Source organism: Nonomuraea longicatena (assembly GCF_039525605.1).
Taxonomy (GTDB): domain Bacteria; phylum Actinomycetota; class Actinomycetes; order Streptosporangiales; family Streptosporangiaceae; genus Nonomuraea; species Nonomuraea longicatena.
The window spans coordinates 626,926-651,062 of sequence record NZ_BAAAHQ010000001.1; the positions used below are offsets into that span (position 1 = coordinate 626,926).

At 73.0% G+C, this 24,137-nt stretch carries 17 protein-coding genes; 8 read left to right on the forward strand and 9 right to left on the reverse strand.

Going from position 1 to position 24,137, the window contains the following annotated elements:
- The 4 genes from ABD120_RS02805 to ABD120_RS02820 all read right to left on the reverse strand — a co-directional run.
- On the reverse strand, positions 1 to 615 hold a 615-nt coding region (locus tag ABD120_RS02805), incomplete at its 3' end, for a carboxylesterase family protein (protein ID WP_343948051.1).
- A gap of 239 nt (positions 616 to 854) precedes the next feature.
- Positions 855 to 1,703, reverse strand: a complete 849-nt coding sequence (locus tag ABD120_RS02810) for an ABC transporter permease (RefSeq protein ID WP_343948052.1) — start codon at positions 1,701 to 1,703, stop codon at positions 855 to 857.
- The gene (locus tag ABD120_RS02815; RefSeq protein WP_343948053.1) at positions 1,700 to 2,665 is read right to left on the reverse strand and encodes an ATP-binding cassette domain-containing protein; all 966 of its coding nucleotides are present in this window, start codon (positions 2,663 to 2,665) and stop codon (positions 1,700 to 1,702) included. The genes ABD120_RS02810 and ABD120_RS02815 overlap by 4 nt, the downstream gene beginning before the upstream one ends.
- A 223-nt stretch (positions 2,666 to 2,888) precedes the next feature.
- A complete protein-coding gene (locus tag ABD120_RS02820; RefSeq protein WP_343948054.1) occupies positions 2,889 to 5,216 on the reverse strand; it encodes a hypothetical protein in 2,328 nt (775 codons plus the stop codon).
- 526 nt (positions 5,217 to 5,742) lie between these two features.
- On the opposite strand from ABD120_RS02820, the gene ABD120_RS02825 reads away from it, so the two are divergent.
- Entirely contained in the window at positions 5,743 to 7,071 is a 1,329-nt protein-coding gene (locus tag ABD120_RS02825; RefSeq protein ID WP_343948055.1) for a hypothetical protein, read from the forward strand.
- Here the strand turns inward: ABD120_RS02825 and ABD120_RS02830 are convergent.
- Positions 7,068 to 7,646, reverse strand: coding sequence for an SACE_7040 family transcriptional regulator (locus ABD120_RS02830; RefSeq protein WP_343948056.1), 579 nt, complete (start codon positions 7,644 to 7,646; stop codon positions 7,068 to 7,070). The genes ABD120_RS02825 and ABD120_RS02830 overlap by 4 nt on opposite strands.
- Positions 7,647 to 7,692: 46 nt before the next feature.
- On the opposite strand from ABD120_RS02830, the gene ABD120_RS02835 reads away from it, so the two are divergent.
- The 6 genes from ABD120_RS02835 to ABD120_RS02860 all read left to right on the forward strand — a co-directional run bounded on the left by ABD120_RS02835 (position 7,693) and on the right by ABD120_RS02860 (position 16,907).
- On the forward strand, positions 7,693 to 9,261 hold the full coding sequence (locus tag ABD120_RS02835) for a carboxyl transferase domain-containing protein (RefSeq protein ID WP_343948057.1): 1,569 nt from the start codon (positions 7,693 to 7,695) through the stop codon (positions 9,259 to 9,261).
- Positions 9,262 to 9,263: 2 nt separating this feature from the next.
- Positions 9,264 to 11,390, forward strand: a complete 2,127-nt coding sequence (locus ABD120_RS02840; RefSeq protein WP_343948058.1) for an ATP-binding protein — start codon at positions 9,264 to 9,266, stop codon at positions 11,388 to 11,390.
- Complete coding sequence (locus ABD120_RS02845) at positions 11,390 to 12,295, forward strand: hydroxymethylglutaryl-CoA lyase (RefSeq protein WP_343948059.1); 906 nt, start codon at positions 11,390 to 11,392, stop codon at positions 12,293 to 12,295. Before ABD120_RS02840 ends, ABD120_RS02845 begins: the two co-directional genes overlap by 1 nt.
- A 3-nt stretch (positions 12,296 to 12,298) precedes the next feature.
- On the forward strand, positions 12,299 to 13,450 hold the full coding sequence (locus ABD120_RS02850; RefSeq protein WP_343948060.1) for an acyl-CoA dehydrogenase family protein: 1,152 nt from the start codon (positions 12,299 to 12,301) through the stop codon (positions 13,448 to 13,450).
- A 120-nt stretch (positions 13,451 to 13,570) separates the two neighbouring features.
- Positions 13,571 to 14,005, forward strand: coding sequence for a GNAT family N-acetyltransferase (locus tag ABD120_RS02855; RefSeq protein ID WP_343948061.1), 435 nt, complete (start codon positions 13,571 to 13,573; stop codon positions 14,003 to 14,005).
- A gap of 34 nt (positions 14,006 to 14,039) precedes the next feature.
- Entirely contained in the window at positions 14,040 to 16,907 is a 2,868-nt protein-coding gene (locus ABD120_RS02860; protein WP_343948062.1) for a helix-turn-helix transcriptional regulator, read from the forward strand.
- 202 nt (positions 16,908 to 17,109) lie between these two features.
- Here ABD120_RS02860 and ABD120_RS02865 read toward each other — a convergent pair whose 3' ends face one another.
- From ABD120_RS02865 to ABD120_RS02880, 4 genes are all read right to left on the reverse strand, one after another.
- On the reverse strand, positions 17,110 to 19,878 hold the full coding sequence (locus ABD120_RS02865) for a hypothetical protein (RefSeq protein ID WP_343948063.1): 2,769 nt from the start codon (positions 19,876 to 19,878) through the stop codon (positions 17,110 to 17,112).
- Between the two features lie 64 nt (positions 19,879 to 19,942).
- Entirely contained in the window at positions 19,943 to 20,869 is a 927-nt protein-coding gene (locus ABD120_RS02870) for a carbohydrate kinase family protein (protein WP_343948064.1), read from the reverse strand.
- The gene (locus tag ABD120_RS02875) at positions 20,869 to 21,792 is read right to left on the reverse strand and encodes a pseudouridine-5'-phosphate glycosidase (RefSeq protein ID WP_343948065.1); all 924 of its coding nucleotides are present in this window, start codon (positions 21,790 to 21,792) and stop codon (positions 20,869 to 20,871) included. The genes ABD120_RS02870 and ABD120_RS02875 overlap by 1 nt, the downstream gene beginning before the upstream one ends.
- Positions 21,793 to 21,958: 166 nt before the next feature.
- The gene (locus tag ABD120_RS02880) at positions 21,959 to 23,050 is read right to left on the reverse strand and encodes a YeiH family protein (protein ID WP_343948066.1); all 1,092 of its coding nucleotides are present in this window, start codon (positions 23,048 to 23,050) and stop codon (positions 21,959 to 21,961) included.
- Between the two features lie 70 nt (positions 23,051 to 23,120).
- On the opposite strand from ABD120_RS02880, the gene ABD120_RS02885 reads away from it, so the two are divergent.
- Positions 23,121 to 24,056 carry a LysR family transcriptional regulator gene (locus ABD120_RS02885; RefSeq protein ID WP_343948067.1) on the forward strand — a complete coding sequence of 312 codons (936 nt, stop codon included), beginning with the start codon at positions 23,121 to 23,123 and terminating at the stop codon, positions 24,054 to 24,056.
- The last annotated feature ends 81 nt before the right edge of the window (positions 24,057 to 24,137 follow it).

Here is a 24,137-nt window from a genome sequence, read left to right on the forward strand (position 1 = left end):
GGCGTTGCGCTTGGTCCACCTCAGCGCTTCCAGCTGGTCGGCCAGCCCGAAGGTGCCGGAGCCCTTCAGGCCCGGCAGGCCGAAGTATCCGAACGCCCCCAGCCGGTAGTTGGGGGTCACGACGATGACGTCGCCCTGGTCGGCCAGACGCTGTGCGTCGTAGGCGCTCCCCAAGCCGGTGAGGTAGCCGCCTCCGTACAACCACACCATCACGGGCAGCGCCTTGCCCGAACGCTTGGCCGGAGCGGTGACGTTCAGGAACAGGCAGTCTTCCGAACCGACCGCCTTGCCCGCCTCCATCTGCATGCACGGTTGTGCGGGCCTGGTGGCGTCGGCCACGCCCTTCCAGGATGTGACCCGCTTCGGGTGCTTCCACCGCAGATCGCCCACCGGCGGCTGCGCGAAACGGATTCCCTTGTAGGTTCTGACCTTGCCGTTGTCCACACCCCGGATCCGGCCGGAATCGAGCTGGACGATCGACGACCGCTTCGGGCTCGCGCTCGGGGATCCTCCCGCCGGGGGCGGTTCGGCGGCCTGTGCGGCGCCGGTGGCGAAGATCAGACAACCGCCGGTCATCAGGGCAAGCAGCCGTGTCCGGTGGAACGGCGACCTCATCGGCTTCCTCCTTGTGCGTGGCTCGGGCGAACACGGTGGTCGGCCCGGTGCACGACACGCTAGGCGCGCGCTCACATGCGCTGGAATCACCAGAAGTTGCCGGTCTGTGACCGTTGGTTGCGAACCGGGTTGTCGGCATGAGCCCGTCCGCGCCTGAGAAAGACGCCGAACCGGCCACGCCGCCACTCAACCCACCGAAGCCGAACCGGTGACCCGGCCGAGGCCGCGTGACGGGTCCGCTAGTCCGTACGCCGGAACTGCACGATTCCCAGACCCAGCAGCACCAGCCCCATCAGCGCGACCATGCCGAGCTCCACGGGTACGGGCACCTGCCAGTCGAACCAGCGCACCCCCGGGTTCAGCATCGCGTTCACCTGCGCGGGCGCGTCGATCGCGGAGAACACCGCCTGCCGCATCGGGTCCACGGCGTACGTCATCGGGTTGACCACCGTCAGCACGTGCAGCCACGACGGCAGGTTGGCCAGCGGGAACATCGCACCCGACAGGAACATCATCGGCATGATCGCCATCTGCATCAGCCCGAAGAAGCTCTGCATGTTCTTCATCCGCGCCGCCAGCATCACCCCGAAGGCCGTCACCGCGAACGCCGCCACGAACATCTCCACCAGGAGCGTCAGCATCAGCCCTGGAGAGTACGGCACTCCCACCAGGCCCGCCATGGCGAGGATCACCACGCCCTGCCCGCTGGCCACGATCGCGCCGCCCAGGCACTTGCCGACCACGATCGCCCCACGCGAGATCGGCGCCACCAGCATCTCCCGCAGGAAGCCGAACTCGCGGTCCCAGACGATCGAACCGGCGGAGAACATCCCCGTCATGATGACCGTCATCGAGATCATGCCCGGGTACATGAACGTGCGGAAGTCCACTCCCGGGATGGAGCCCTGCACCAGCGAGCCGAGGCCCGTTCCCATGACGAACAGCCACAGCACCGGCTGCAGCAGCATCGACAGCATGCGGGTGCGGTCGTTGACGAAGCGCAGCATCTCGCGGTGGAGCACCACCTTGACCGCCCGCGCGTCGTGGCGCACGCTCCGTTCGGGCACCGAGACCGAGATCGCCGTCATCGCCGCACCATCGCCTTCACCCACGCGTTGCCGTCGTCGGCCTCCGCGTCCCTGATCGTCGTGCCCGTGTGAGCCATGAACACGTCGTCCAGCGACGGCCGTGACACGCTCACCGACCTGATCGGCAGGCCGAGTTCGGCGAACAGCCTCGGCACGAACTCCTCGCCGGAGGCCACCGCGAACGTCACCGCGCCCTCGCGCACCGCCGCCTCCAGCCCGAACCGGTCCCTGAGCGCGGCGATGGCCTGCTCGTCGTCGGCGGTGTGGATCTGCACCCGGTCCTTGCCCACCCCGGCCTTCAGCGCCTCGGGGGAGTCGACGACGACCAGTTCGCCGTGGTCGATGATGGCGATGCGGTCGCAGTACTCCGCCTCGTCCATGTAATGGGTGGTCATGAAGATCGTGATGTCCTCGGTCAGGCGCAGCCGGTTGATATAGCCCCAGATCGCCGCGCGCGTCTGCGGGTCCAGGCCGACGGTCGGCTCGTCGAGGAACAGCACGCGCGGTGAGTGCAGCAGGCCCCGGGCGATCTCCAGGCGGCGTTTCATCCCGCCGGAGAACGTCATCACCTTCGCGTCCTTGCGGTCCCACAGGGCGACCATCTCCATCACCTGCCGCAGCCGCTCGGGGAGCACGCTCTTCGGCACGCCGTACAGTTCGGCGTGGAAGCGCAGGTTCTGCTCGGCGCTCAGGTAGCCGTCGAGCGTCGGGTCCTGGAAGACCAGGCCGATGTTGCGGCGGACGCGGTCGCGTTCCTTGACCACGTCGTACCCCGCGACCGCCGCGCTGCCGCCCGTGGGGTCGGCCAGTGTGCACAACATGCTGATCGTGGTGGTTTTCCCGGCCCCGTTGGGACCGAGGAAGCCGAACACCTCGCCCGCCGCGACCTCGAACGAGACGCCCTTCACCGCCTCGACCTTCCCGTAGGTCTTCCTCAGGTCGGTTACCGTCACCGCCGCCATATCAGCCCTCCATAAAGATATTTCACGATATATCTAGATATGTTCGGACAACAAGGGCGTCGCGGACGGCCCCGGGCGGCCCCGGACGGCAAGGGGATCGCTGACAGCGGCGGGGTTCCGCCCGATGCCGGACCGCCGTCTGGAGGGGGTCGGATCCGGTGTTCGCTCACCGGCGCGCTGCCGGCCACCGAGTTCGCCCGGACAGCGGTCCCGGTGGCCGCCATCAGGACGTGGCTTCGCGGATCGTGCGGGAGTCGAGGCCGGTGCGCGCCGACAACGCGGCCAGCGTCACGCCCGCACCACGGCACGCCCGCAGCGCCTTGTCCCGCTCCCGCCGCAGCCGCGCGAGGGCGGCCCCGCTCAGCCGCCGCCCCTCCTCGACGTGGGCCAGCACCGTGGTGCCGCGTTCGAGTTCGCCCCTGACCGCGCGCCAGCGCGCGCCGACCTCGCGCAGCCGGGCGAGGTGACCGTCCTCGTCCAGGACGGCGTCGGCGGGTGCCACCCCGCCGCGCAGCCGTGAGAGCGTACCGGCGAGTTCCAGCCCGACCTCGTGCGCGATCCGCACGCCCGGGACTCCGGCCAGGTGGCAGTCGCGGATCGCCTCGTCCCGCTCCCGCCGCACCTGGCTCTCCCGCCGCCGGATCTCGCGGCACACGTCGGCCCGCCGGTCCCGTTCGGCCCTGAGCGCGTCCAGCCTGTTCTGCTCCCGCCGCCAGGTCATGACGGCCCGGTCGAGGGCCGCCAGCACGTCGCCGTCCGCGGTTCCGCCCACAGTTCCAGCCGCGGTCCCGCCCGCCGGCCCGCTCGCTGGGCCGTCCTCGCGCCGTCCTCGCGCAGGGCGGCTCTCTCCCCGGTTCCCGGTGGGGGGCCATGGCCGTTCGGGTGTCCGAGGGGAAGCGTCCGGCGCCTTCGTCTCTCCTCGGCCCGAGGCCGGGTCGCGTGCGGGCCTTCGGGCAGGTGGTGTGCCGTTGTCACGTGCCAAGCGCTTGCTGGCTGGTACGCTCCCGGGCCCCGCGCCCTCGGCCGTCACCACGAGATGGACCAGTGTGATCGAGACGCCGGCCAGTCGCGCGATCTCCTCCAGCGACAGCCGCTCCGAGGCATGACAGAGCACGATCATCTCGTCGCGCGCCTCGCGGGCGGTCTGCGCCCACCGCCGGGCGGACCGGTAGCCGTCCGCCGCCCGGTCGCGGGTCTCCCGTCCCTTGCGGGTGCGCTCGCCCGCCCGCCGCCACCCTGCCGCGAGGTCCTCCAACTCGGCCAGGAGCACGCTCTGCGGGATCCCGGTGTCCGCCGCCGGGGTGCGCTTGCAGATGTTGTGGACGTCGTTGCGGGTCAGCCCGGCGGCCGAGGCGATGTGGCCGACGTCCGCGCCCGCCAGCCGCGCCATGGCCACCCGCTCGCACAGCGACCGGCGTACCGCCTGTTCGTGCTCGCGGTCCGCGGCGCTCGCCGTCGTGGCCGCCTTGTGCTCGTCCTGCCGCCGCGACAGCCACGCCCGAGCCTGGCTCAGCGTCAGCGCGGCCGCCCTGAGCTGCGACCGGGGGTCGTCCGGCATCGGGAACAGGCTGATCTGCCCGCCCACGGCACGGAACACCCGCGAGCCCGCCGCCGATCCCGGCTCGGTCACCAGGACCAGCGGTGTCCCGAACTCCGCCACCAGCAGCGCCTCGATCGGTGAGTACCACCCGCCCGCCCTGTCGCCGGGCGCCCTCACCGGCGCCTTCGTGTCGCCCGGGGTCTTCGACGGGTTCCCGCCCGGCGTCTCCGCCACCGTGTCGGTCGCCGCCGGGCCTTCGCCCGGTGCTCTCACGGACTTCGCGTCCGGCGTACGGCGAAGCCCGTCGGCGGTGTCGCCCTCCGGTTCCTCCAGGGTGGTGATGACCTGGGACAGATCATCCTCTGAGGTCCTGGCCGGATCCAGGATCGTGAACCAGGTCGTGCCGATCGGCCCCGAGGCGTGGGCGACCAGCAGCCTGCGCTGGCGCGGCAGTGGGAGCAGCCGGGTCACCAGCAGTGTGGCCCCGCAGGACTCCGCCTGCTTGCGGGCGGTCTCGAGATCGTGGTCCCACCATCCGGGCGCGCGACGCCGCAGCGTACGGCGGCTGGCGATCCCCCGCCCCGGCCACAGGCCCAGCCGGACGAGGGTCCGCCGCAGCTTCTGGGCCGAGAGCGCGATCCCGTACGCCTGCGCCACGTAGGACGCCAGCGTCTCCCACGTCCACATCGCCATCGACGCCCCGGAGTGCCAGGTGCCGGAGGACACGAGGGCCTGCGGATCGGCGACCGCGTCCGCCGACCCGGGCGGCGCGGAGGCGGGCGCCCCGGCGGAGGAGGCCGGAGCGGGCGTCCGGCCGGCGGCGTCGGTCGCGGCCCTGACCGGGGGGCTGTGCGGCGAACCATGCGGGGTGTTCCGGGAAGAACCGCGTGGTGCTGGGGCAGGGTGTCCGAGAGTGGCGGACGGACCTGCGAGGACGGCGTCGACCAACGTCTGTTCTTGAGCCTGGGTCAGGCGCTCCCGGCGTACCCGCTGCTGTGGGGTGTCCGCCACGCGCGCCGACACTGCGGACGCGTCACCCAACGGGGCGCCCCCTTCCGCGCCGGATGATCTAGTTCTGCTGCAAACCTACCTTTTCCCCACTCATATCGAGCGCCGTTGAACCAGATTGTTTAGGCGTATGCCCATTTTCTCCGGCACACATTGTTATTCGACGTGACTCTGCGTCAAGAAGTTCTGACTGCACGGCTATTCGGGCCTGCTGCCGGTGCGGCGGCAGCAGGCCCGTGCCCGGCTCAGCAGCAGTGGTTCCCGCTGTCCGGTCGCACCTTCGCCTGCGCCGACGTGCTGCCCGGTGCGGCCAGTGCCGCGCTGAGTGCGCGTAAAGCGATGAGGATGAGTCGACGTCCACGCCCGTTGCGCATTGAGGCCTCCCGCGTAGGGTTCGAATGCGGCAAACCGTACACGAGGCATCTTGTGTCGCACAGGCGTAACAGGTCACAAGTATGGCTATCCACCCCAATGCGGGATTAATATTCACAACTGGGGATCGAACCTTACGGCTAGGTCAAGGCGGCTCATGCTGACGGACACCCATCCCGGCCAGATCATCCGTGGACTGCGTCTCCAGCGCAGGATGCCGCAGGCCGAGCTCACCGGTCCCTGCCTCACCCTCGGGCAGCTCTCGCTCATCGAGGCCGGGGTCGCCGGCCCCAGCCCCGAGGTCCTCAGCCACCTCGCCGGACGCCTCGCCTGCCGCCGTGACGTCCTCACCAGGGGGCTGCACCCCGACGTGGCCTCCCGGGTACGCGGCACGCTCGACCTGGCCGCCCGCGCCCTCGCCGAGGGGCGCCTGGGCGAGGCCCACCGCAGATACCAGGCGCTGGTGGACAACCCCGCGCTCGGCAGTCGCATCGACCTGTGGTCCCAGGCGGAGACCGGCCTCGCCCTCAGCCAGGAGGCGGCGGGCAGGTTACGTCCCGCGGCCGAGCGCCTGGCCTACCTCCTCGCCGTGACGTCGCCGCTCGACACCCCGCTGGTCGGCGCCGACTTCCGGCAGGCCCGCGAGGTGGACGCGCGCATCGGCCTGTCGGTCACCCTGTGCCGTCTGCTGCGCGAGGCGGGCGACCTCGGCCGGGCGGTGGAGGTCGGCGAGCGCGCGCTCGATCGCGAACTGCCCGGCGGCTGGAGTGATCGCCTGGTCGAACTCGGCTCCACCCTGCTCAGCGCCTACCTCGAACGCGACGAGTTGACCCGCGCCGGTGCCCTGTCCTCGGAACTCCTTCAGGCGGCGGGCGAACTCGGCACCCCGCGCGCGGTCGCCGCCGCCTCGTGGAACGCCTCCACCCTCGCCACGATGACCGGCTCCTTCGAGCGCGCCGGGCGGCTCGGCAGGCAGGCGGGGGCGGCGTTGTCGCTCGTCGGCGACCGCCGGGCGACCGGCAGGCTGCGCGCCCGCCTGGCCACGAACCTGCTGATGGCCAGGCCGGAGGAGTTCGTGCGGGCCAGGGCGCTGCTCATGCAGGCGCACGCCGACCTGGTCGCCGGCGCGGCCGGCCGGGTGGACCAGGCGTACTGCCAGCTCTCGCTGGCCCGCACGACGCTGCTGGCCGGGCAGGCGCACGCGGCGCTGCGGCAGGTGGCGGCGCTGATCGACCGGTACCCGGACGCGGGCAACCTGGTCGCGGACGCGTTCACGCTCCAGGCTCGCGCCCACGAACGGCTCGGCCGACCGGCCGCCGCCGCCTGCGCGCTGCGCCGGGCGGGTGAGCTCCTGGAACGCATGCCCGCGCCGGGCCGGGCCTCCCGGGCCTGGACGGCCAGCGCCGAGGCGTCGGCCGAGGCGGGCGACCTCACGGCGAGCGCCGGCGCCTACCGCAGGGCGCTGGCCGCCTCCGGGCTATGTTAACGAACGCTAACAAGCACCGTGTGGGCCAGCGTGTAGAGGAGCGCCGCGGCGTCCTCGCCGCTCAGCTCGCCCGCGCTGTGCGGCGTCGAGTTGAGCAGGCCGAACACCGCGTGCGTCGCCGCGCGCAGCCTCGGCGCCGGCACCCCGGGCCGCACCTCGGTCAGGACGGTCACCCACTCCTCGACGTACAGCCGCTGCAGGCGCCTGATCTGCCGCCGCTGGGGCTCGGGGACGTTGCCGAGTTCCCTGTCGTGGACGGTGATCAGGTGCGGCTCGCCGAGCGAGAACGCGATATGGGCTCCTACCAGCGCCTCCAGTGCCTCCAGTGGGGTCGCCGCGACCGTCACGAGGTCCGCCGCCCCGGCGTGCAGCCGCGAGCTGACGTCGAGCAGCATCTCGGCCAGCAATGCCTCCTTGCCGCTGAAGTGCCGGTAGATCGCCGGGCCGGAGACGCCGACGGCGGCACCCAGGTCCTCGATGGAGACGCCGTGGAAGCCGCGCTCGGCGAACAGCCGGGCGGCGGCGTCCAGGATCTCGGCCCGGCGTGCGCCCCGGCTGCGGGTAGGAGTGCCCATATCCACATTCTAGACAGCAAAGTTAATGATGACTAACATCGTTTGCATGAACGAGTGGCCGGTCCTGAAGACCGCCGCCGACCTCGGAGGCGAGACCTTCAAGGCCAACGCGGCGCGCAACGAACGGCTCGCGGCCGAACTGCGCGAACGGCTGGCGGCCGCCGCGCTCGGCGGCCCCGAGCGCTCGCGGCAGCGTCACGTCGCGCGCGGCAAACTGCTGCCCCGCGATCGCGTCGACGGCCTGCTCGACCCCGGCTCCCGCTTCCTCGAACTGTCGCCTCTGGCCGCCGGCGGTCTCTACGGCGACCAGGCGCCCGCGGCGGGCATCATCACCGGCGTCGGCCGGGTCTCCGGCCGCGAGTGCGTGGTCGTCGCCAACGACGCCACCGTCAAGGGCGGCACCTACTACCCCCTCACGGTCAAGAAGCACCTGCGCGCCCAGGAGGTGGCGCTGCACAACAACCTCCCGTGCGTGTACCTCGTCGACTCGGGCGGCGCCTTCCTGCCCAGGCAGGACGAGGTCTTCCCAGACCGCGAGCACTTCGGCCGCATCTTCTACAACCAGGCCACCATGTCGGCGCGCGGCATCCCGCAGATCGCCGCGGTGCTCGGATCGTGCACGGCGGGCGGCGCCTACGTGCCCGCCATGAGCGACGAGGCCGTCATCGTGCGCAACCAGGGCACGATCTTCCTGGGCGGCCCGCCGCTGGTGAAGGCAGCGACCGGCGAGGAGGTCACGGCGGAGGAACTCGGCGGCGGCGACCTGCACGCGCGGGTCAGCGGCGTCACCGACCACCTGGCGGAGGACGACGCCCACGCCCTCGCCATCGTCAGGGACATCGTCTCCACGCTCGCCCCCCGCCCGGCGTGCCCCTGGGCGCGCGCCGAGCCGGAGGAGCCCCTGTTCGACCCGCGCGACCTGTACGGCATCGTGCCGGAGGACACCCGCAGGCCGTACGACGTGAGAGAGGTCGTCGCCCGCCTGGTGGACGGCTCGCGCTTTCAGGAGTTCAAGGCGGAGTACGGCCACACCCTGGTCACCGGGTTCGCCCGCATCCACGGGCACCCGGTCGGGATCGTCGCCAACAACGGCATCCTGTTCGCCGAGTCCGCGCTCAAGGGCGCCCACTTCGTCGAACTGTGCGACCGGCGGCAGGTGCCGCTGGTGTTCCTGCAGAACATCAGCGGGTTCATGGTCGGCAAGGCGTACGAGGCGGGCGGGATCGCCAAGCACGGCGCCAAGATGGTCACGGCGGTCTCGTGCGCGCGGGTGCCGAAGCTGACGGTGATCGTCGGCGGCTCGTTCGGCGCGGGCAACTACGCGATGGCCGGGCGGGCGTACTCGCCCAGGTTCCTGTGGATGTGGCCGAACGCCCGCATCTCGGTCATGGGCGGCGAGCAGGCGGCGAACGTGCTCTCGACCGTGGGCGACGCCGACCCCGACGCGATCCGCGCGCAGTACGAGGACCAGGGCAACCCCTACTACTCGACCGCCCGGCTCTGGGACGACGGCGTGATCGACCCCGTCGACACGCGCACCGTGCTCGGGCTGGCGCTGTCGGCGGCGGCGAACGCGCCGCTCGAACCCATCGGCTACGGCGTCTTCCGGATGTGACCATGTTCGACACCGTTCTGATCGCCAACCGAGGCGAGATCGCCGTCCGGATCATCCGGACCCTGCGCACGATGGGCATCACGGCCGTTGCCGTGTACACGGAGCAGGACGCGGGTGCCCTCCACCTCCGCGAAGCCCACCAAGCCCACCAGATCCCGACTTATCTGGATATTGAGGCGTTGATCGGTGCGGCGCGTGCTTCGGGTGCCCAAGCCGTCCACCCCGGATACGGGTTCCTCGCCGAGAACGCCGCCTTCGCCAGGCGCTGTGAGCAGGAGGGGCTGGTCTTCGTCGGGCCGCCCGCCGGCGCGATCGAGGCCATGGGCGACAAGATCCGCGCCAAGGCGACGGTCGCCGCCGCCGGGGTCCCGGTCGTCCCCGGCGGCGCCGAACCCGCCGACGACCTGGCCGCGTGGCGCGACTTCCCCGCGTTGATCAAGCCGTCCGCCGGAGGCGGTGGCAAGGGCATGGTGCTCGTACGCTCCGCGCGCGACCTGCCGGAGGCGCTGGAGTCGGCCCGGCGCACCGCCCTCGGCGCCTTCGGCGACGGCACCCTGCTCATCGAGAAGTACGTCGAGAGTCCGCGCCACATCGAGATCCAGGTGCTGGCCGACGCCCACGGCGCCACCGTCCACCTGGGGGAGCGCGAGTGCAGCCTCCAGCGCAGGCACCAGAAGATCGTCGAGGAGGCGCCCTCGCCGTTCCTCACCCCGCAGACCCGAGCCGCGATGGGCGCCGCCGCCGTCGAGGCGGCCCGCTCGGTCGGCTACACCGGCGCGGGCACGGTCGAGTTCATCGTCGACGGCACCACCGGCGCCTACCACTTCATGGAGATGAACACCCGGCTGCAGGTCGAGCATCCGGTCACCGAACTGGTCACCGGGGTCGACCTGGTGGAGCTCCAGATCCGGGTGGCGGCGGGCGAGGCGCTGCCGTTCACCCAGCAGGACGTACGGCTGAGCGGCCACGCCGTCGAGGCCCGCGTGTACGCGGAGGACCCCTCGCGCGGCTTCCTGCCCACGGGCGGGCGGGTCCTGGCACTGCGCGAGCCCACGTCGGCGCGGGTCGACTCCTCGCTGGCCGAGGGGGTGGTGGTCGGGAGCCTGTTCGACCCGATGCTGTCCAAGGTCGTGGCGGTCGCGCCGACCCGTGAGGAGGCGCTGCGCCGCCTGGACCGCGCTCTGGGTGAGACGGTCGTGCTGGGCGTGGTGACCAACATCCCGTTCCTGCGGGCCCTCCTGCGCGAACCCGCCGTGGTCGCGGGCGCGCTGGACACCGGTCTGGTGGAGAGGGTCCTGCCCGCCCTTGAGGCAGCGGGCCCTGGTGTGGGGGACGCTGTCACGGGAAGCGCACCGCCGGACGATGTGCTGGTGGCGGCGGCGCTGGTCTTCCACGAGCGCCCGCCCGCCCGCGACCCCTGGGACGTCGCCGACGGCTGGCGGGTGGGCGAGCCCGCCTGGACCACGTGGCGGCTGGAGTCACGGGGCGGCGTCCACGAGGTGGCCGTCCGAGGGCTGCCCTCCACCGGCGCAGAGGTGATCGTGCGGGACCTGTCCGGAGAGGGCACGGGGTCCCTTCGCGCGGTGGCGAGCGCCGAGACCGCCCTGGCAGGGGAGGGTGCGGGGCCGGTCCGGTCGGTTGCGGCCGTTGCGCCGGGCGCGGGCGCTGAGGGTGAAATTTCGGGAAATGTCGCTCAATCGTCGGTGGCTGCGCGACCAGGTGAGCACTCGGCCGCGCGCATCGGCCATGGCGAGGGCGGACGGCTCACGCTCACTCTCGGCGGCCGGACGTCCACGCTCGTCACCGCCCGCGACGGTGACACGCTCTGGCTCGGCCGCGACGGCCGGGCATGGGCGCTGACCCGCCACCGCCTCGGCGACCCCGGTGACCGTCCCGGCGCCGCGGCAGGCGGCGACGGCGTGGTGCGCAGCCCGATGCCGGGGACCGTGCTCCTCGTGAAGGCCGCACCGGGGGACCGGGTCGCGGAAGGACAGCCGCTCGTCGTCGTGGAGGCGATGAAGATGGAGCACACGGTCACCGCCCCCGTCGCGGGCACCCTGCGCGAGCTCCCCGTGCGGGCCGGCCAGCCGGTCGACATGGACGCCGTACTGGCCGTGGTGGAGGCGTGATGCACCGGCTCGACGGACTCCCGGACCGGGTCACGGTCTACGAGGTCGGCCCGCGTGACGGCCTGCAGAACGAGAAGGCGGTCGTCCCGGTCGAGGTCAAGGCCGAGTTCATCGACCGTCTCGCCGACGCGGGCCACCGGGTGATCGAGGCCACCAGCTTCGTGCACCCGACGTGGGTGCCGCAGCTCGCCGACTCCGCCGACCTGCTGGCCAGGCTGGAGCGGAGGCCGGGGGTCCGCTACCCCGTCCTGGTCCCCAACCTCCGGGGCCTCGACCGCGCGCTGGACAGCGGCGTCGAGGAGATCGCCGTGTTCGCCAGCGCCACGGAGTCCTTCGCCAACCGCAACCTCAACCGCGGCCTCGACTCGCAGTTCGAGATGTTCGAGCCGGTCGTCGCCCGCGCCCTGGAGCACGGTCTGCGCGTGCGAGCGTACGTCTCGATGGTCTTCGGCGACCCATGGGAGGGCCCCACCCCGGTCGGCCAGGTCGTGGCCGTCGGACGCAGGCTCCTCGACCTCGGCTGCCACGAACTGTCGCTCGGCGACACCATCGGCGTCGGCACCCCCGGCCACGCCACGGCGCTCATCGAGGCGTTCGGCACCCCGGAGCGCCTGGCCGTGCACTTCCACGACACCTACGGCCAGGCCCTGGCCAACACCCTGGCCGCCCTGCGGGCCGGGGTGAGCACGATCGACGCCTCCACGGGAGGCATCGGCGGCTGCCCGTACGCCGAATCGGCGACCGGCAACCTCGCCACCGAGGACCTGGTCTGGATGCTGCGGGGACTCGGCATCGAAACGGGCCTCGACCTGGACAAGCTGGTCGCCACAAGCGTCTGGCTCGCCGAGCGGCTGGGGCGGCCCAGCCCGTCCCGAGTCGTCCAAGCCCTCACCCCGAAGGACTGAGCCATGTTGAGTGATGAGTACGAAGAGCTGCGCAAGACCGTCGAGGGGTTCTCCCGCGACGTCGTGGCACCGGTGATCGGCGGCTTCTACGAGCGCGAGGAGTTCCCCTACGACATCGTGCGCCAGATGGGCGCCATGGGACTGTTCGGCCTGCCGCTGCCCGAGGAGTACGGCGGCATGGGCGGCGACTACTTCGCGCTCTGCCTGGCGCTGGAGGAGCTGGCGCGGGTGGACTCCAGCGTCGCCATCACGCTGGAGGCGGCCGTCTCCCTCGGCGCGATGCCGCTGCACCGCTTCGGCACGGCCGAGCAGAAGGCCGCCTGGCTGCCGAAGCTGGCCACGGGCGAGCGGCTCGGCGCCTTCGGCCTGACCGAGCCGGAGGGCGGCTCCGACGTGTCCGGCGGCATGCGGACCACCGCGAGACTCGACGGCGACTCCTGGGTGATCGACGGCACCAAGGCGTTCATCACGAACTCCGGCACCGACATCACCGGGTTCGTCGCCGTCGCCGCCCTCACGGGCCGCAGAGAGGACGGCCGGCCGGAGATCTCGACGATCATCGTCCCATCCGGTACGCCCGGGTTCACCGTCTCCAAGAAGTACTCGAAGGTCGGCTGGAACGCCTCCGACACCCGCGAGCTGTCCTTCTCTGACTGCCGGGTCCCTGCGGCGAACCTGCTCGGCGAGCGGGGCAGGGGCTACGCCCAGTTCCTGCAGACGCTGGACGAGGGCCGGATCGCCATCGCCGCGCTCGGCGTCGGCCTGGCGCAGGGGTGCGTCGACGAGTGCCTGCGGTACGTGCGGGAGCGGCGGGCGTTCGGGCACCCGATCGGCCACTACCAGGCCGTCCAGTTCAAGCTCGCCGACATGGAGGCCAGGACGCACGTCGCCCGCCTGGCGTACTACCACGCGGCGGAGAAGATGCTGCGCGGCGAGACGTTCAAGAAGGAGGCCGCCATCGCCAAGCTCGTCGCCTCCGACGCCGCCATGGACAACTCCCGCGAGGCCACCCAGGTGTTCGGCGGGTACGGGTTCATGAACGAGTTCCCCGTCGGGCGCTTCTACCGCGACGCCAAGATCCTGGAGATCGGCGAGGGCACCAGCGAGGTGCAGCGCATGCTCATCGCCCGCGAACTCGGCCTGGCCGACCTGTAGCGGATTTCGCCAAATTTCCGTCTTTGGCGACAGTACGTGAGTGAACCGTCGCGCAACCGTGACAAGCGACGCACGGTGGCAGTGGCGGCGCTCCGAAGCCCGTCGAGTAAGGTCCAGAGGGTGACAACTGAAGATCTTGTGATCAGGAGGGCGGAGAAGAGTGACGCGGACGAGATCTTCGCCCTGGCCCGCGACTTCGGGGTGACCTTCCGGCCCGAGCGTGAGGCGTTCGACCGGTCCCTGCCGCAGTTGCTGCGCGACGACCGCGCGATGCTCATCGCCGCCGTCGTCGACGGCAGGGTCCACGGTTACCTGCTGGGGTTCGTGCAGCTGACCCTGTTCGCCAACGGCCCGGTCGCCTGGGTCGAGGAGGCCATGGTCCAAAGCGGCTCGCGCCGCCAGGGCATCGGCCGGGCCCTGCTGGTCGAGTTCGAACGCTGGGCGCGCGAGCACAAGGCCGGTTACGTGGCCATGGCGACCCGCAGGGCGCCCGGCTTCTACCACGCGCTCGGTTACGAGCAGTCCGCGACGTTCTACCGCAAGGTCCTGCGGTGACATCCTGTCGTACCCGGATGGCATCCTTGGACGGGTGAGCACGCACACCGTCAGCCCGAGCTTCGTCGGACGTCTGCGCGAACTCGGCGCGCTGAGGCGGGCCCTGGCCGAAGCCCGCTCCGGGCTGTCGGCCACGGTGCTCATCGGCGGTGAGGCGGGCGTCGGCAAGACCCGCCTGATCAAGGAGTTCCTTCAGCGCGCGGGCGACGCGCGGGTCCTCGTCGGCGGCTGCCTCGAACTCGGCACGGACGGCCTGCCGTTCGCGCCCTTCACCGCGATCCTGCGCCGCCTGGTCCGCGACCTCGGCCACGACGGCGTCGCCGCGCTCGTCCCCGGCGGCGACACCCGGGGCCTGGCCCGGCTGCTGCCCGACTTCGGGCAGCCCGACCGGGACGGCGAGGAGGCCCGCGCCCGCCTGTTCGAGCAGGTCCTGGGCGTCGTGGAGAACCTGGCCGAACGGCAGCCGCTGGTCCTCGTGGTCGAGGACGCCCACTGGGCCGACCGCTCCACCCGCGACCTGCTGTCCTTCCTCGTCCGCTACCAGCGTTCCGACCTGCGGGTGCTCTTGCTGGTCAGCTACCGCTCCGACGAACTGCACCGCAGGCATCCGCTGCGCCCGCTGCTCGCCGAGCTCAGCCGCTTCGCCTGGGTCAGCCGCATGGAAGTCGGCCGGCTCACCCGCCGCGAGGTCGTCGCGCAGGCGGCGGGCATCCTCAGCCGCGAACTGTCGCCCACGGCCCTCGACCGCGTCTACACCCGCAGCGAGGGCAACCCCCTGTTCGTCGAGGCCCTGCTCAGCGGCTCTCCCGGCACTGACGCCCTGCCGGAGACGCTGCGCGACCTGCTGCTCGCCGGTGTCGAGCGCCTTCCTGAGGAGACCCAGGAGGTCGTGCGCATCGCCAGCGCAGGCGGCCAGCAACTCGAGCACGACCTGCTCGCCGCCGTCACCGGCCTCGACGACACGGCGCTGGCCGGCGCGCTGCGCCCCGCCGTCGCGGGCAACGTCCTCGTCGTCGACGGCGAGGCCTACGCCTTCCGCCACGCCCTCATCCGCGAGGCCCTGCACGACGACCTGCTGCCCGGCGAGCACACCAGGCTCCACACCCGCTACGCCGAAGCCCTCGAACGCGACCTGTCGATCCTGCCGGAGCCGCGCGGCGCGATCGAACTGGCCCACCACTGGCACGCCGCCCACGACCCGCTCTGGGCGCTCGTCAGTGCCTGGCACGCCTCGGCCGCGGCCCAGCGCTCGGTCGCCTTCGAAGAGCAGTCGCGGATGCTGTCCCGCGTCCTCGAACTGTGGGAGAAGGTCCCCGACGCCGAGGAGCGCATCGGCGCCGACCGTGTGCGCGTCTTCCACCTGGCAGCCCAGGCCGCCTGGTTCGCCGGAGACTACGAACGGGCGCTCTCCCTGGCCAACGCCGCTCTCGACGGGGTCGATGCGGCGGCCGACCCGCCGCGCGCGGCCCGGCTGCTGCGCCTGCGCGGCCTGATCAGGTCCGACCTCAGCCGTCCCGGCTTCGACGAAGACCTCCGCGAGGCGGTCGCCCTGGTGCCCGCCGACCCGCCGACCGCGCTGCGCGGCCAGGTGGTCGAGAGCCTCGCCCGCATGTGCAACACCCAAGCCGACCAGGTCGAACGCCTCACCCACGCCGACGAGGCCGTCCGCATCGCCCGCGCGGTCTGCGACCCCGCCACCGAGGCGCACGCGCTGGTCTCGCGCGCCTGGGGCCGCTGGTCCTACGACCTGGCCGACGAGGCCGTCGCCGACTACGCCGCCGCCCGCGAGATCGCGCTGCGCGACGGCGAGTACTCCGCGCTGATGCGGGTCGCGATCTCCGAGTCCGACCACCTCGAAGGCGCGGGCAGGCACGAGGAGGCCGCCAAGGTCGCCAGGCGCGGCATCGCCGACGCCGCCCAGTACGGCGTCGCCCGCACGGCGGGCACCTTCCTCGCCATCAACCTGGCCGAGCCACTGGTTTCCCTGGGCCGATGGGACGAGGCCGCCGAGGTGATCGAACACGCCCTCGATCTGGTGCCGCCCCGCCTCCACGAGTCCAACCTGTCCGGCTTCTCCGCCGACATCGCGCTCGCGCGCGGCGACCTGGCGCGGGCGCGGAAGATGTTCGACGTCGAGGACGGTGTGCTCGAAAACGGCGTCTACCGCGACCAGTACACCCTTCCCCACCTGTCCCGCGCCCTGGAGCTGCTGATCGCCGAGGGGCGGACGGCCGAAGCCGCCGCGCAGGCCGAGCGGGCGCTGCGCGAGTACGACCTGACCGCGAGGCCGCGCTACAGCTGGCCGCTGTTGCTCATCTGCGCCCGCCTCAGCGGGGCGCTGCTGCCCCGGGCACGGGCGGTCGTCGAGCGGGTCGGCGTCGACGGCGATCTCCAGCGGGCCCAGAGTCTCACCTTCGCGGCGCTGACCGGCCCCGACGACGATCTGGCGGCGTGGGACTCCGCCGTCGCGGCGTGGGCGGGGTTGCGGCAACCGTACTCTGAGGCTCGGGCGTTGTCCGACGCCGCGCGGGCGGCGCTGGCGGCGGGGGAGCGCACGGTGGCGGCCGAGCGGGCGGGGCGGGCGCGCGAGCTGGCCGAACGGCTGGGCGCGGCGCCGCTCGTGGCCGCGATCGACGACTTCGCGCGCCGGGCGCGGCTCGCGGTCGCCGACGGGCCCGCCGCGCAGCGGCCCGTGCTGGGGTTGACCGCCAGGGAACTGGAGGTCCTTCAGCTGATCACGGCCGGGCGCAGCAACCGCGAGATCGGGGCGCAGCTCTACATCTCCGCCAAGACGGTCAGCGTGCACGTCTCCAACATCCTCGGCAAACTCGGCGTCTCCTCGCGTGGCGAGGCCGCCGCCACGGCCCACCGCCTGTCCCTCTTCGACACCACCGCCCCCTGATCTGTCCCGATCACGGCCGCCCTGGCCACGGGCGTTCGGTGCGCGGGGCGCGGGTCACGGTCGGGTGGTGGTTTCGGGCACGGCTGTGCGGGGGTTCCTGTCACAGTCGTTCGGTGGCTCGGGCGTGATCGGGCGGGGGCGCGGGTCACCGCCGCGCAATGGTTTCGGCCACGGTGGCGTGGGGCCCTGATACCGCAGGCGGTCAGCTCGTGAGCTGGGCTTCCAGGCGGTAGCCGTCCACCGTGATGTACACCTGGTCGCCGGGGCGGGCGTTCAGGCGCATGAGGACCGGCTGCAGCGAGTCGAAGACCGGCTGGTTGCCCTGCCAGACCAGGACGATCGCGTTGTCACCCGGCCCCGTGACCGACAGCAGCGTTCCCGGACGCATGCCGAGCTGCGCCGCGTATCCCTCGGGCACCGGGACCGGCCCGCCCCGCAGATGCTCGGGCGTGACCTCGATCCGCTGCCAGCGGCGCGGGTCGGACGACGGGCTCGGCGGAGGCGGCGGCGGGGTCGAGGGGGTGCCCGCCAGCATCGGCGAACGTCCGCCCGACAGCGCGGACAGGGTCGCGAGCGCCGCCGTCGGGTCGATGTTCCCGGCGGGCGCGGCCGGGATCGGCGTGCCGCCCCGATGGTGGTGGCCGTTCGCCCCGGGGGTACGGCGGGGCAGCGGCTGCTGCGGCGCGGACGGCGCGGCGGGAGCGCTGCGCGGCTCCTCCGGCGGCAGCGCGTCCAGCCACGCCTGGGCGGAGTGGCGGCGGATGCCGAGTTGTTCGAGCAGTTCGTGGCGGTCGCTGTCGGAGGGGGCGGTGGCGAGCAGCTGGCGCGTCCGGCCCTGCAGGCCGTGGATGTCGCCGACGACCAGCCAGCCGTCCTGGAGGCGGCGATCCGGCATCAGCGTCACGAGGACCCGCCACAGCGGCGTCCGCAGCGAGGGGACCATCACCGGGTGAGCCGGGTCGGCGCCGATGAGCTGGTGCTGGGTGGCGGCGGTGCCGAGCCACTCGGTCAGGCGGAACATGTGCCCGGTGACCGGCGCGGACTCCGACGAGCGCAGCCAGTGCAACACCCGCTCCTCCGCCAGCCGCTGCGCCTGGGAGAGCATGTCGCGCTCGACCAGCATCTTGTGGGCGAGGGTGCGCAGGCTGACCGGGTCCTCGGCGAACAGGCGGTGGACGGCGACGGCCAGTTCCAGCCGCTCCATGCTGCGGAAGAGGCCGTCGACCACGCGGACCATCGCGTGGTCGGTCTCCGAGGGCGGCTCGGGTGCGGCGCCCTGCGGCGTACCGGAGACGGCCGGGCGGGCGCCGGTGACGGCGGGGTGCTGTCCGGTGGACGGAGCGCCGGAGCCCGGGGCGGCGGGAGCGCCAGGGACCGCCGGGTGCTGTCCGGTGGCCGCAGGGTTCGAGCCGGCGACGGCGGGATGCTGGCCGGTGGCGGGGTGCTGGCCGGTCGCCGAGCCCGCGCCGGGGTGGGCTCCAGCGGGATGCTGAGCGGCGCCCGGGTGGGCGCCGGCCGGAGGCTGGCCCGTGGCGGCGGGGTAGGCGCCCGTCTGGTGCTGGCCACCGACCGAGGGCTGCTGCCCGGTGACCGGACCGCCGCCGGGGCCTGCCGGATTGACGCCGGCCGAACCAGGCACGCCGGGAGCACCAGGGACGCCGGACGCGCCGGGAGCACCAGGGGTGCCGGGGATGCCAGGGGTGCCGGGCGCGCCCGGTACACCCGGCGCTCCCGAAACCGAGCCCATGCCGGAGGCCGGACCGGAGCCGGTGGGGGAACCTGCGCCCGGAACGGAACCGGGCGCACCGGGTACGGTCTGACCGGGTACCGCCTGACCAGGGCCGGCGGAAGGCTGGCCCGGCCCGGCGGCCTGACCGTGGCCGGTGGCGGCCGGATCGGCGCCTGAGTCCGCTGGGTGGGCGCCGGGGTGGGCACCTGGAGCAGCCGGGTGGGCGCCGGTCGGGTGCTGTCCGGCGACAGCGGGGTGCTGTCCCGTGGCAGAAGCGGCCGGATCGGCGTCGGCGGCTGCCGGATGGGCGCCCGAAGCGCCGGGATGCGAGCCCGAGGCGCCAGGATGCGAGCCCGGGCCAGTGGCGGGGGAGCCAGGAGCGGTGGGCTGCGTACCCGAACCGGCAGGGTGGGCGCCTGTGACCGAGGGCTGCGCGCCTGCGGGGGCGGACTGCGTCCCGGTGACGGCGGGTTGCGCGCCGGTGGCCGGGCCGCCGCCGGGTGCTCCGGGATAGGGCTGGGCCGCGTCGGGCTGGGCCGAGCCGGGCCGGCCGGGAAGAGCGGATTGGCCAGGAAGGACGGGCTGTCCCTGGTGCGGGGCGGGCTGGCCGCTCTGGCCGGGTTGACCCTGCTGCCCGGGATGCTGGCCGGGATGCTGGCCGGGCTGCGGTGCGTTCGGGCCTTGCTGGGCGCCAGGCCGGGAGGGGCCCGGGGATCCCGGGGCGCCTTGCTGAGGTCTGGTGGGCAGGCCCTGCTGCGGCCGTCCTGCGGCGCCCGCAGCTCGCGGCTGCGGGGGGACGATGGTCAGCGGGCCGTCCGGGCGGACCGGCACCTGGGAGAGGATCTCACGGAAGAGCGACCCGATCACCGCCTCCGCCGGAACGGAGGGGACGGCCAGGTCGCTCGGACACAGTCGCCGCAGCCGGTGCCACCCGCCGAGGCCGGTGATCGCCGACCGGGTCGGTTCCGGCCATCCGGACAGCGTCGGGTCGATGTGGTGGACCGTCAGCGCCGGAAGCATGTCGCCCAGCGGAAGGTGGTCCCAGCGGACGGAGGCCAGCCTGGCGAGGCGTTCGCACAGCCAGTCGAGTCCGGTCGTGCCGAGCGCGCGCGGTAGCGCGACGGAGGCCCACCAGGCGCCCGGCAGGCGCGGGTCGGCGAGGAGCTCCGCGACTTGCTGGGGACGGCTCCATCGCAGAGCAGGGACCAGGTCGCTCAGGCAGATCGATGACTCGACGTCCATCGGCGGACCTTATCCTCCCCGGAGTGACGCATGTGACTGGAGTTGCAGCCTACGCGGAAAGCTATCAATCGGTGTGAATAGGGTAAAGGCGGTTCAACTCCAAACCGTATCGCGGACGGCCGCCCACTAGGGCCACACATTCGGCACCTGCGCGACACCCCGCCTCCAACGCGGCCCGGTCGCCGGCCCCGGACAGCCGGGCCGAGAGGAACCCGGCGGCGAAGGCGTCACCGGCCCCCGTCGAGTCCACCGCCCGCGTGGGCACCGCCTGCGCCCGCGCCGTCACCGCGCCGCCCACGGCCGCCAGCGCGCCGCCGCCGCCCAGCTTGACCACCGCGGTGCCGTACCGCTCGCTGAGCAGTTCCGCGGCCTGCTCCGGGGTGGGCGCGCCGGTGAGCACCAGCGCCTCGTCCAGGTTGGGAATCACCAGGTCGGCGGGGGCGGTCTCGGCGAGGAAGCGCTCGACGCCGAAGCTCCGCAGCGGCCCGGTCGAGGCCGGGTCCACGCTGACGGCGACGCCGCGCGCGACCGCGTCCGCCATCGCCCGCCGTACCAGGCGCAGCCCCGGCTCGGCGAACATCGTGTACGCCGACAGGTGCAGCCGCCCGATGCCGTCCAGCAGGTCGGGTGACCAGTCGTCGGGGGAGATCCGGCCGCCCGCGCCCCGGTTCGTGAGCATCGAGCGCTCGCCGGTCGGGTCCACCATCGCGATGACCACGGCGGTCGGGCGCTCCTGATCGACCCGCAGCAGCGGGCGCACGCCGGACTTGACCAGCTCACTTGTGTGCCACTCGCCGCTGTCGAAGCCCACCCGGGCCAGCAGCGTCACGTCGGCACCCAGGTGGGCGGCCCAGGCGGCCGTGTTGGCGCCCGAACCGCCCGGCCGCAGGACGATCTCCGCCTCGGTGTCGGTCCCCGAGGCGACGGGTGCGCTGTGGACGGCCACGACGTCCGTGACGACGTCGCCGATCACGAGCAGGCCGGGGGCCATCAGCCTGCCCAGGCCAGCGCGATCTCGGCGGCCAGCGCCACGTTGCCGCGCACGGCGGCCAGGTTGGCCTCCAGCGACGCGCCGTCGGTCCCGCGTACCAGGTAGTCCAGCAGGAACGGCGTGATCGCCTGACCCGTGACACCCTCACGGTCGGCGGCGGCCAGGGCCTCGCCGAGCACGCGGTCGTGCAGTCCGGGGTCGAGCTGCCGGTCGACGGGCACCGGGTTGGCCACGATCAGCGCCGTCTCCGGCCCGCCGAACGCGTCCTGACCGCGCATGATCGCCGCCGCGTCCTCCGGCGTCTCGATGCGCCAGTCGATCGACTCGCCCGAGGTGTTCAGGTAGAAGCCGGGGAAGGTGTCGGTACGGTATCCCGCGATGCTCACCCCGCGCGTCTCCAGGCGCTGCAGCGTCGCGGGGACGTCCAGGATGGACTTGACCCCGGCGCAAACGATCGTGATGCGGGTGCGGGCCAGCGTGTCGAGGTCGGCGGACTCGTCCTGCTCGACCGTCCAGCCCCGGTGCACGCCGCCGAGTCCGCCGGTGGCGAAGACACGGATCCCGGCGCGGGCGGCCAGGAACGAGGTCGCGGAGACCGTCGTCGCGCCGCTGGCCTTCAGCGCCGAGGCCATGGGCAGGTCGCGCTGGCCGAGCTTGCGCAGGCCGGGCTCGGTGGCGATGCGCACCAGTTCCGCCTCGTTCAGGCCGATCCTGGCGACGCCGTCCAGCACCGCGATCGTCGCGGGGACGGCGCCCGCCGTCCTGACGACCTCCTCAAGCTCCTTGGCGACCTCCAGGTTGCGCGGCTGGGGGAGGCCGTGGGAGATGATCGTGGACTCCAGCGCCACGATCGGGGTGCCGTCGGCCAGGGCGGCGGCCACCTCGTCGGAGGGCTGGAGTACGGGGGCGGCGGTGCTGTGCATGATCGGGTATGTGTCCTCGTCGCTCAGATTGGAACGGTGTTATTCCTGATTTGTTCCAAAATACGCACGTTACACCCCGTTACCGAATCGCGGGCCCACGTGAGTGCGCGGGGACCTCCCGGACGGTGTGAAGGCGGCGTCAGAGAACGACTTCAGGGGTACGGCGTCACAGGAACGCGACCACGCCCGCCAGCGTGATCGCCGCCAGCAGGACCGTGGAGACACCGCCCAGCGCCACCGCCCGGCCGCCCTTGAGCAGACTGCGCGCGTCGATCCCCGCGCCCAGCCCGAACATCGCCCCGGCCAGCAGCAGGCTCGTGACGGTCGGCGCGACGGCCGTGACCCCGTCGGGCACCCACCCGAGACTCCGCACCCCGACCATCCCCACGAATCCCACGACGAACAGCGGCACCAGCGGCGCCTTCCCCCGCGCCGCAGAGGCCCGACCGGCCGGGACCCCGGAGATCTGAACCCGCCGCTCCCCGGACCCCTCCGCAGTACGCACCGCACCGGCGCTCAGCGCCATCTCGGGTTCTGCTGAGGGGCACCGGGTGCGCAGACGGGCCGTGGTGAGGGCGACCATGGGGGCGAGCAGGACGACGCGGGCCAGCTTGACCGCCACGGCCGCGCCGAGCACCGCCGTACCCGAGACCGCGCCGATCGCCGCCACCTGGGCCACCTCGTGCACGGACGCCCCCGCCCACACGCCCAGTTGCCGCTCCGACAGCCCGAGCCACCCCGCCGCCGGCGGCACGAGCGCGATGGCCGCCGTCCCGTAGAGGGTGACGACGCCGACGGCCCCGGCCACGTCGTCGTCGTCGGAATCCGTGCAGTCATGCATCGCGGCTATGGCGGAGGCGCCGCAGATGCTCACCCCCGTGGCGATCAGCAGCGACGAGCCGTCCGGAACCCCGAGCCACCGCCCGATCACCGGCGTGAGCGCGAACGTGACCCCTGTGCCCAGCGCGACGATCAGCAGCGTCGGCACCCCCAGCGCCAGGACGTCCGGCAGCGCGATCTGCAGTCCGAGCAGCACCACGGCGGTCCGCAGCACCCGGCGCGCGACGAACCGCAGTCCCGGACGCACCCGCTCGGGCAGCCGGCCCAGGTTGGCCGCCGCGACCCCGAGCGCCACCGCGACCACGGCGGGACTGAACGCGGGAGCCAGCCGGCTGGCCGCCAGAGAGAGTCCCACCGCCGCAGACGCCACGACGAGACCGGGCAGGTTGAGGCGGAGCCATGCGGGGAGGGAGATCACCTCATCAGCATTGGCCCGCCCGGTTCCGCCCGGTAGGCGTGCATTGTCTGGCAGGTCATAGCCTTGCGCTATGAGCACGTTGCCCGACCTCGACTCCCTCAAGCTCCTCGTCGACGTGGGCGAACTCGGCAGTCTCGGCCGCGCCGCCCGCGCCTCGGGCATCGCCCAGCCGTCCGCGAGCAAGCGCATCGCCCACCTCGAACGCCGCCTCGGCCTGCCCCTGCTGGAGCGCACCCCGCGCGGATCGACACTGACCGCCGAGGGCCGGATGGTCGCCGGGTGGGCCGCACAGGTCCTGTCCGCCGCGGACGGGCTGATGAGGGGCGCCCAGGCGGTCCGGCACAGCGAGGCGGCCCATCTGAGGGTGGCCGCGTCGATGACGGTGGCCGAGTACCTGGTGCCCAGGTGGCTCGGCGAACTGCAGAGCCGGTTGCCCGAGGTGCAGGTGGGTCTGGACGTCCTCAACTCCTCGGAGGTGGCGGCGCTGGTGCTGGCCGGAACCCCCGACGCGGGCGACCCGGTGCTGCGCAGAGGCGGGGGGCGGCGGGTGGAGCTGGGGTTCGTGGAGGGTCCGAGCGTCGCCGACGGGCTGGACAGCCGGGTGGTGGCCACCGACCGGCTGGTGGTCGTGGTGGCGCCCGGCCATCCGTGGGCGCGGCGCCGTACCGTGCTGAGGGGGGCGGAACTGGCGGCGACGCCGCTGGTGGTGCGCGAGCCGGGCTCAGGCACGCGCGAGACCCTGGACCTGGCCTTCCGAGGGATGCACCGGGCGAGCCCGAAGCTGGAGCTGGGGTCGAACTCGGCGGTCAAGGGCGCCGCGCAGGCGGGCTCGGCGCCCGCCGTGCTGAGCGGGCACGCGGTCGAGGCCGAGATCGCGACCGGGCGGCTGGTGGAGGTTCCGCTGGCGGGCCTCACGCTGGTCCGCAGCCTGCGCGCCGTGTGGCGCCGAGGCCGCCCGCTCACCGCCCCCGCCGCCACGCTGCTGTCCATCGCCAGCCGCCCGTAGGGGGCGTCGCCCGCCCATGGAGATCGGTCACGGCCCAGCCCCCGCCCACCGCCACTCGCCGCACTTCGGCCGGGGGCCTCC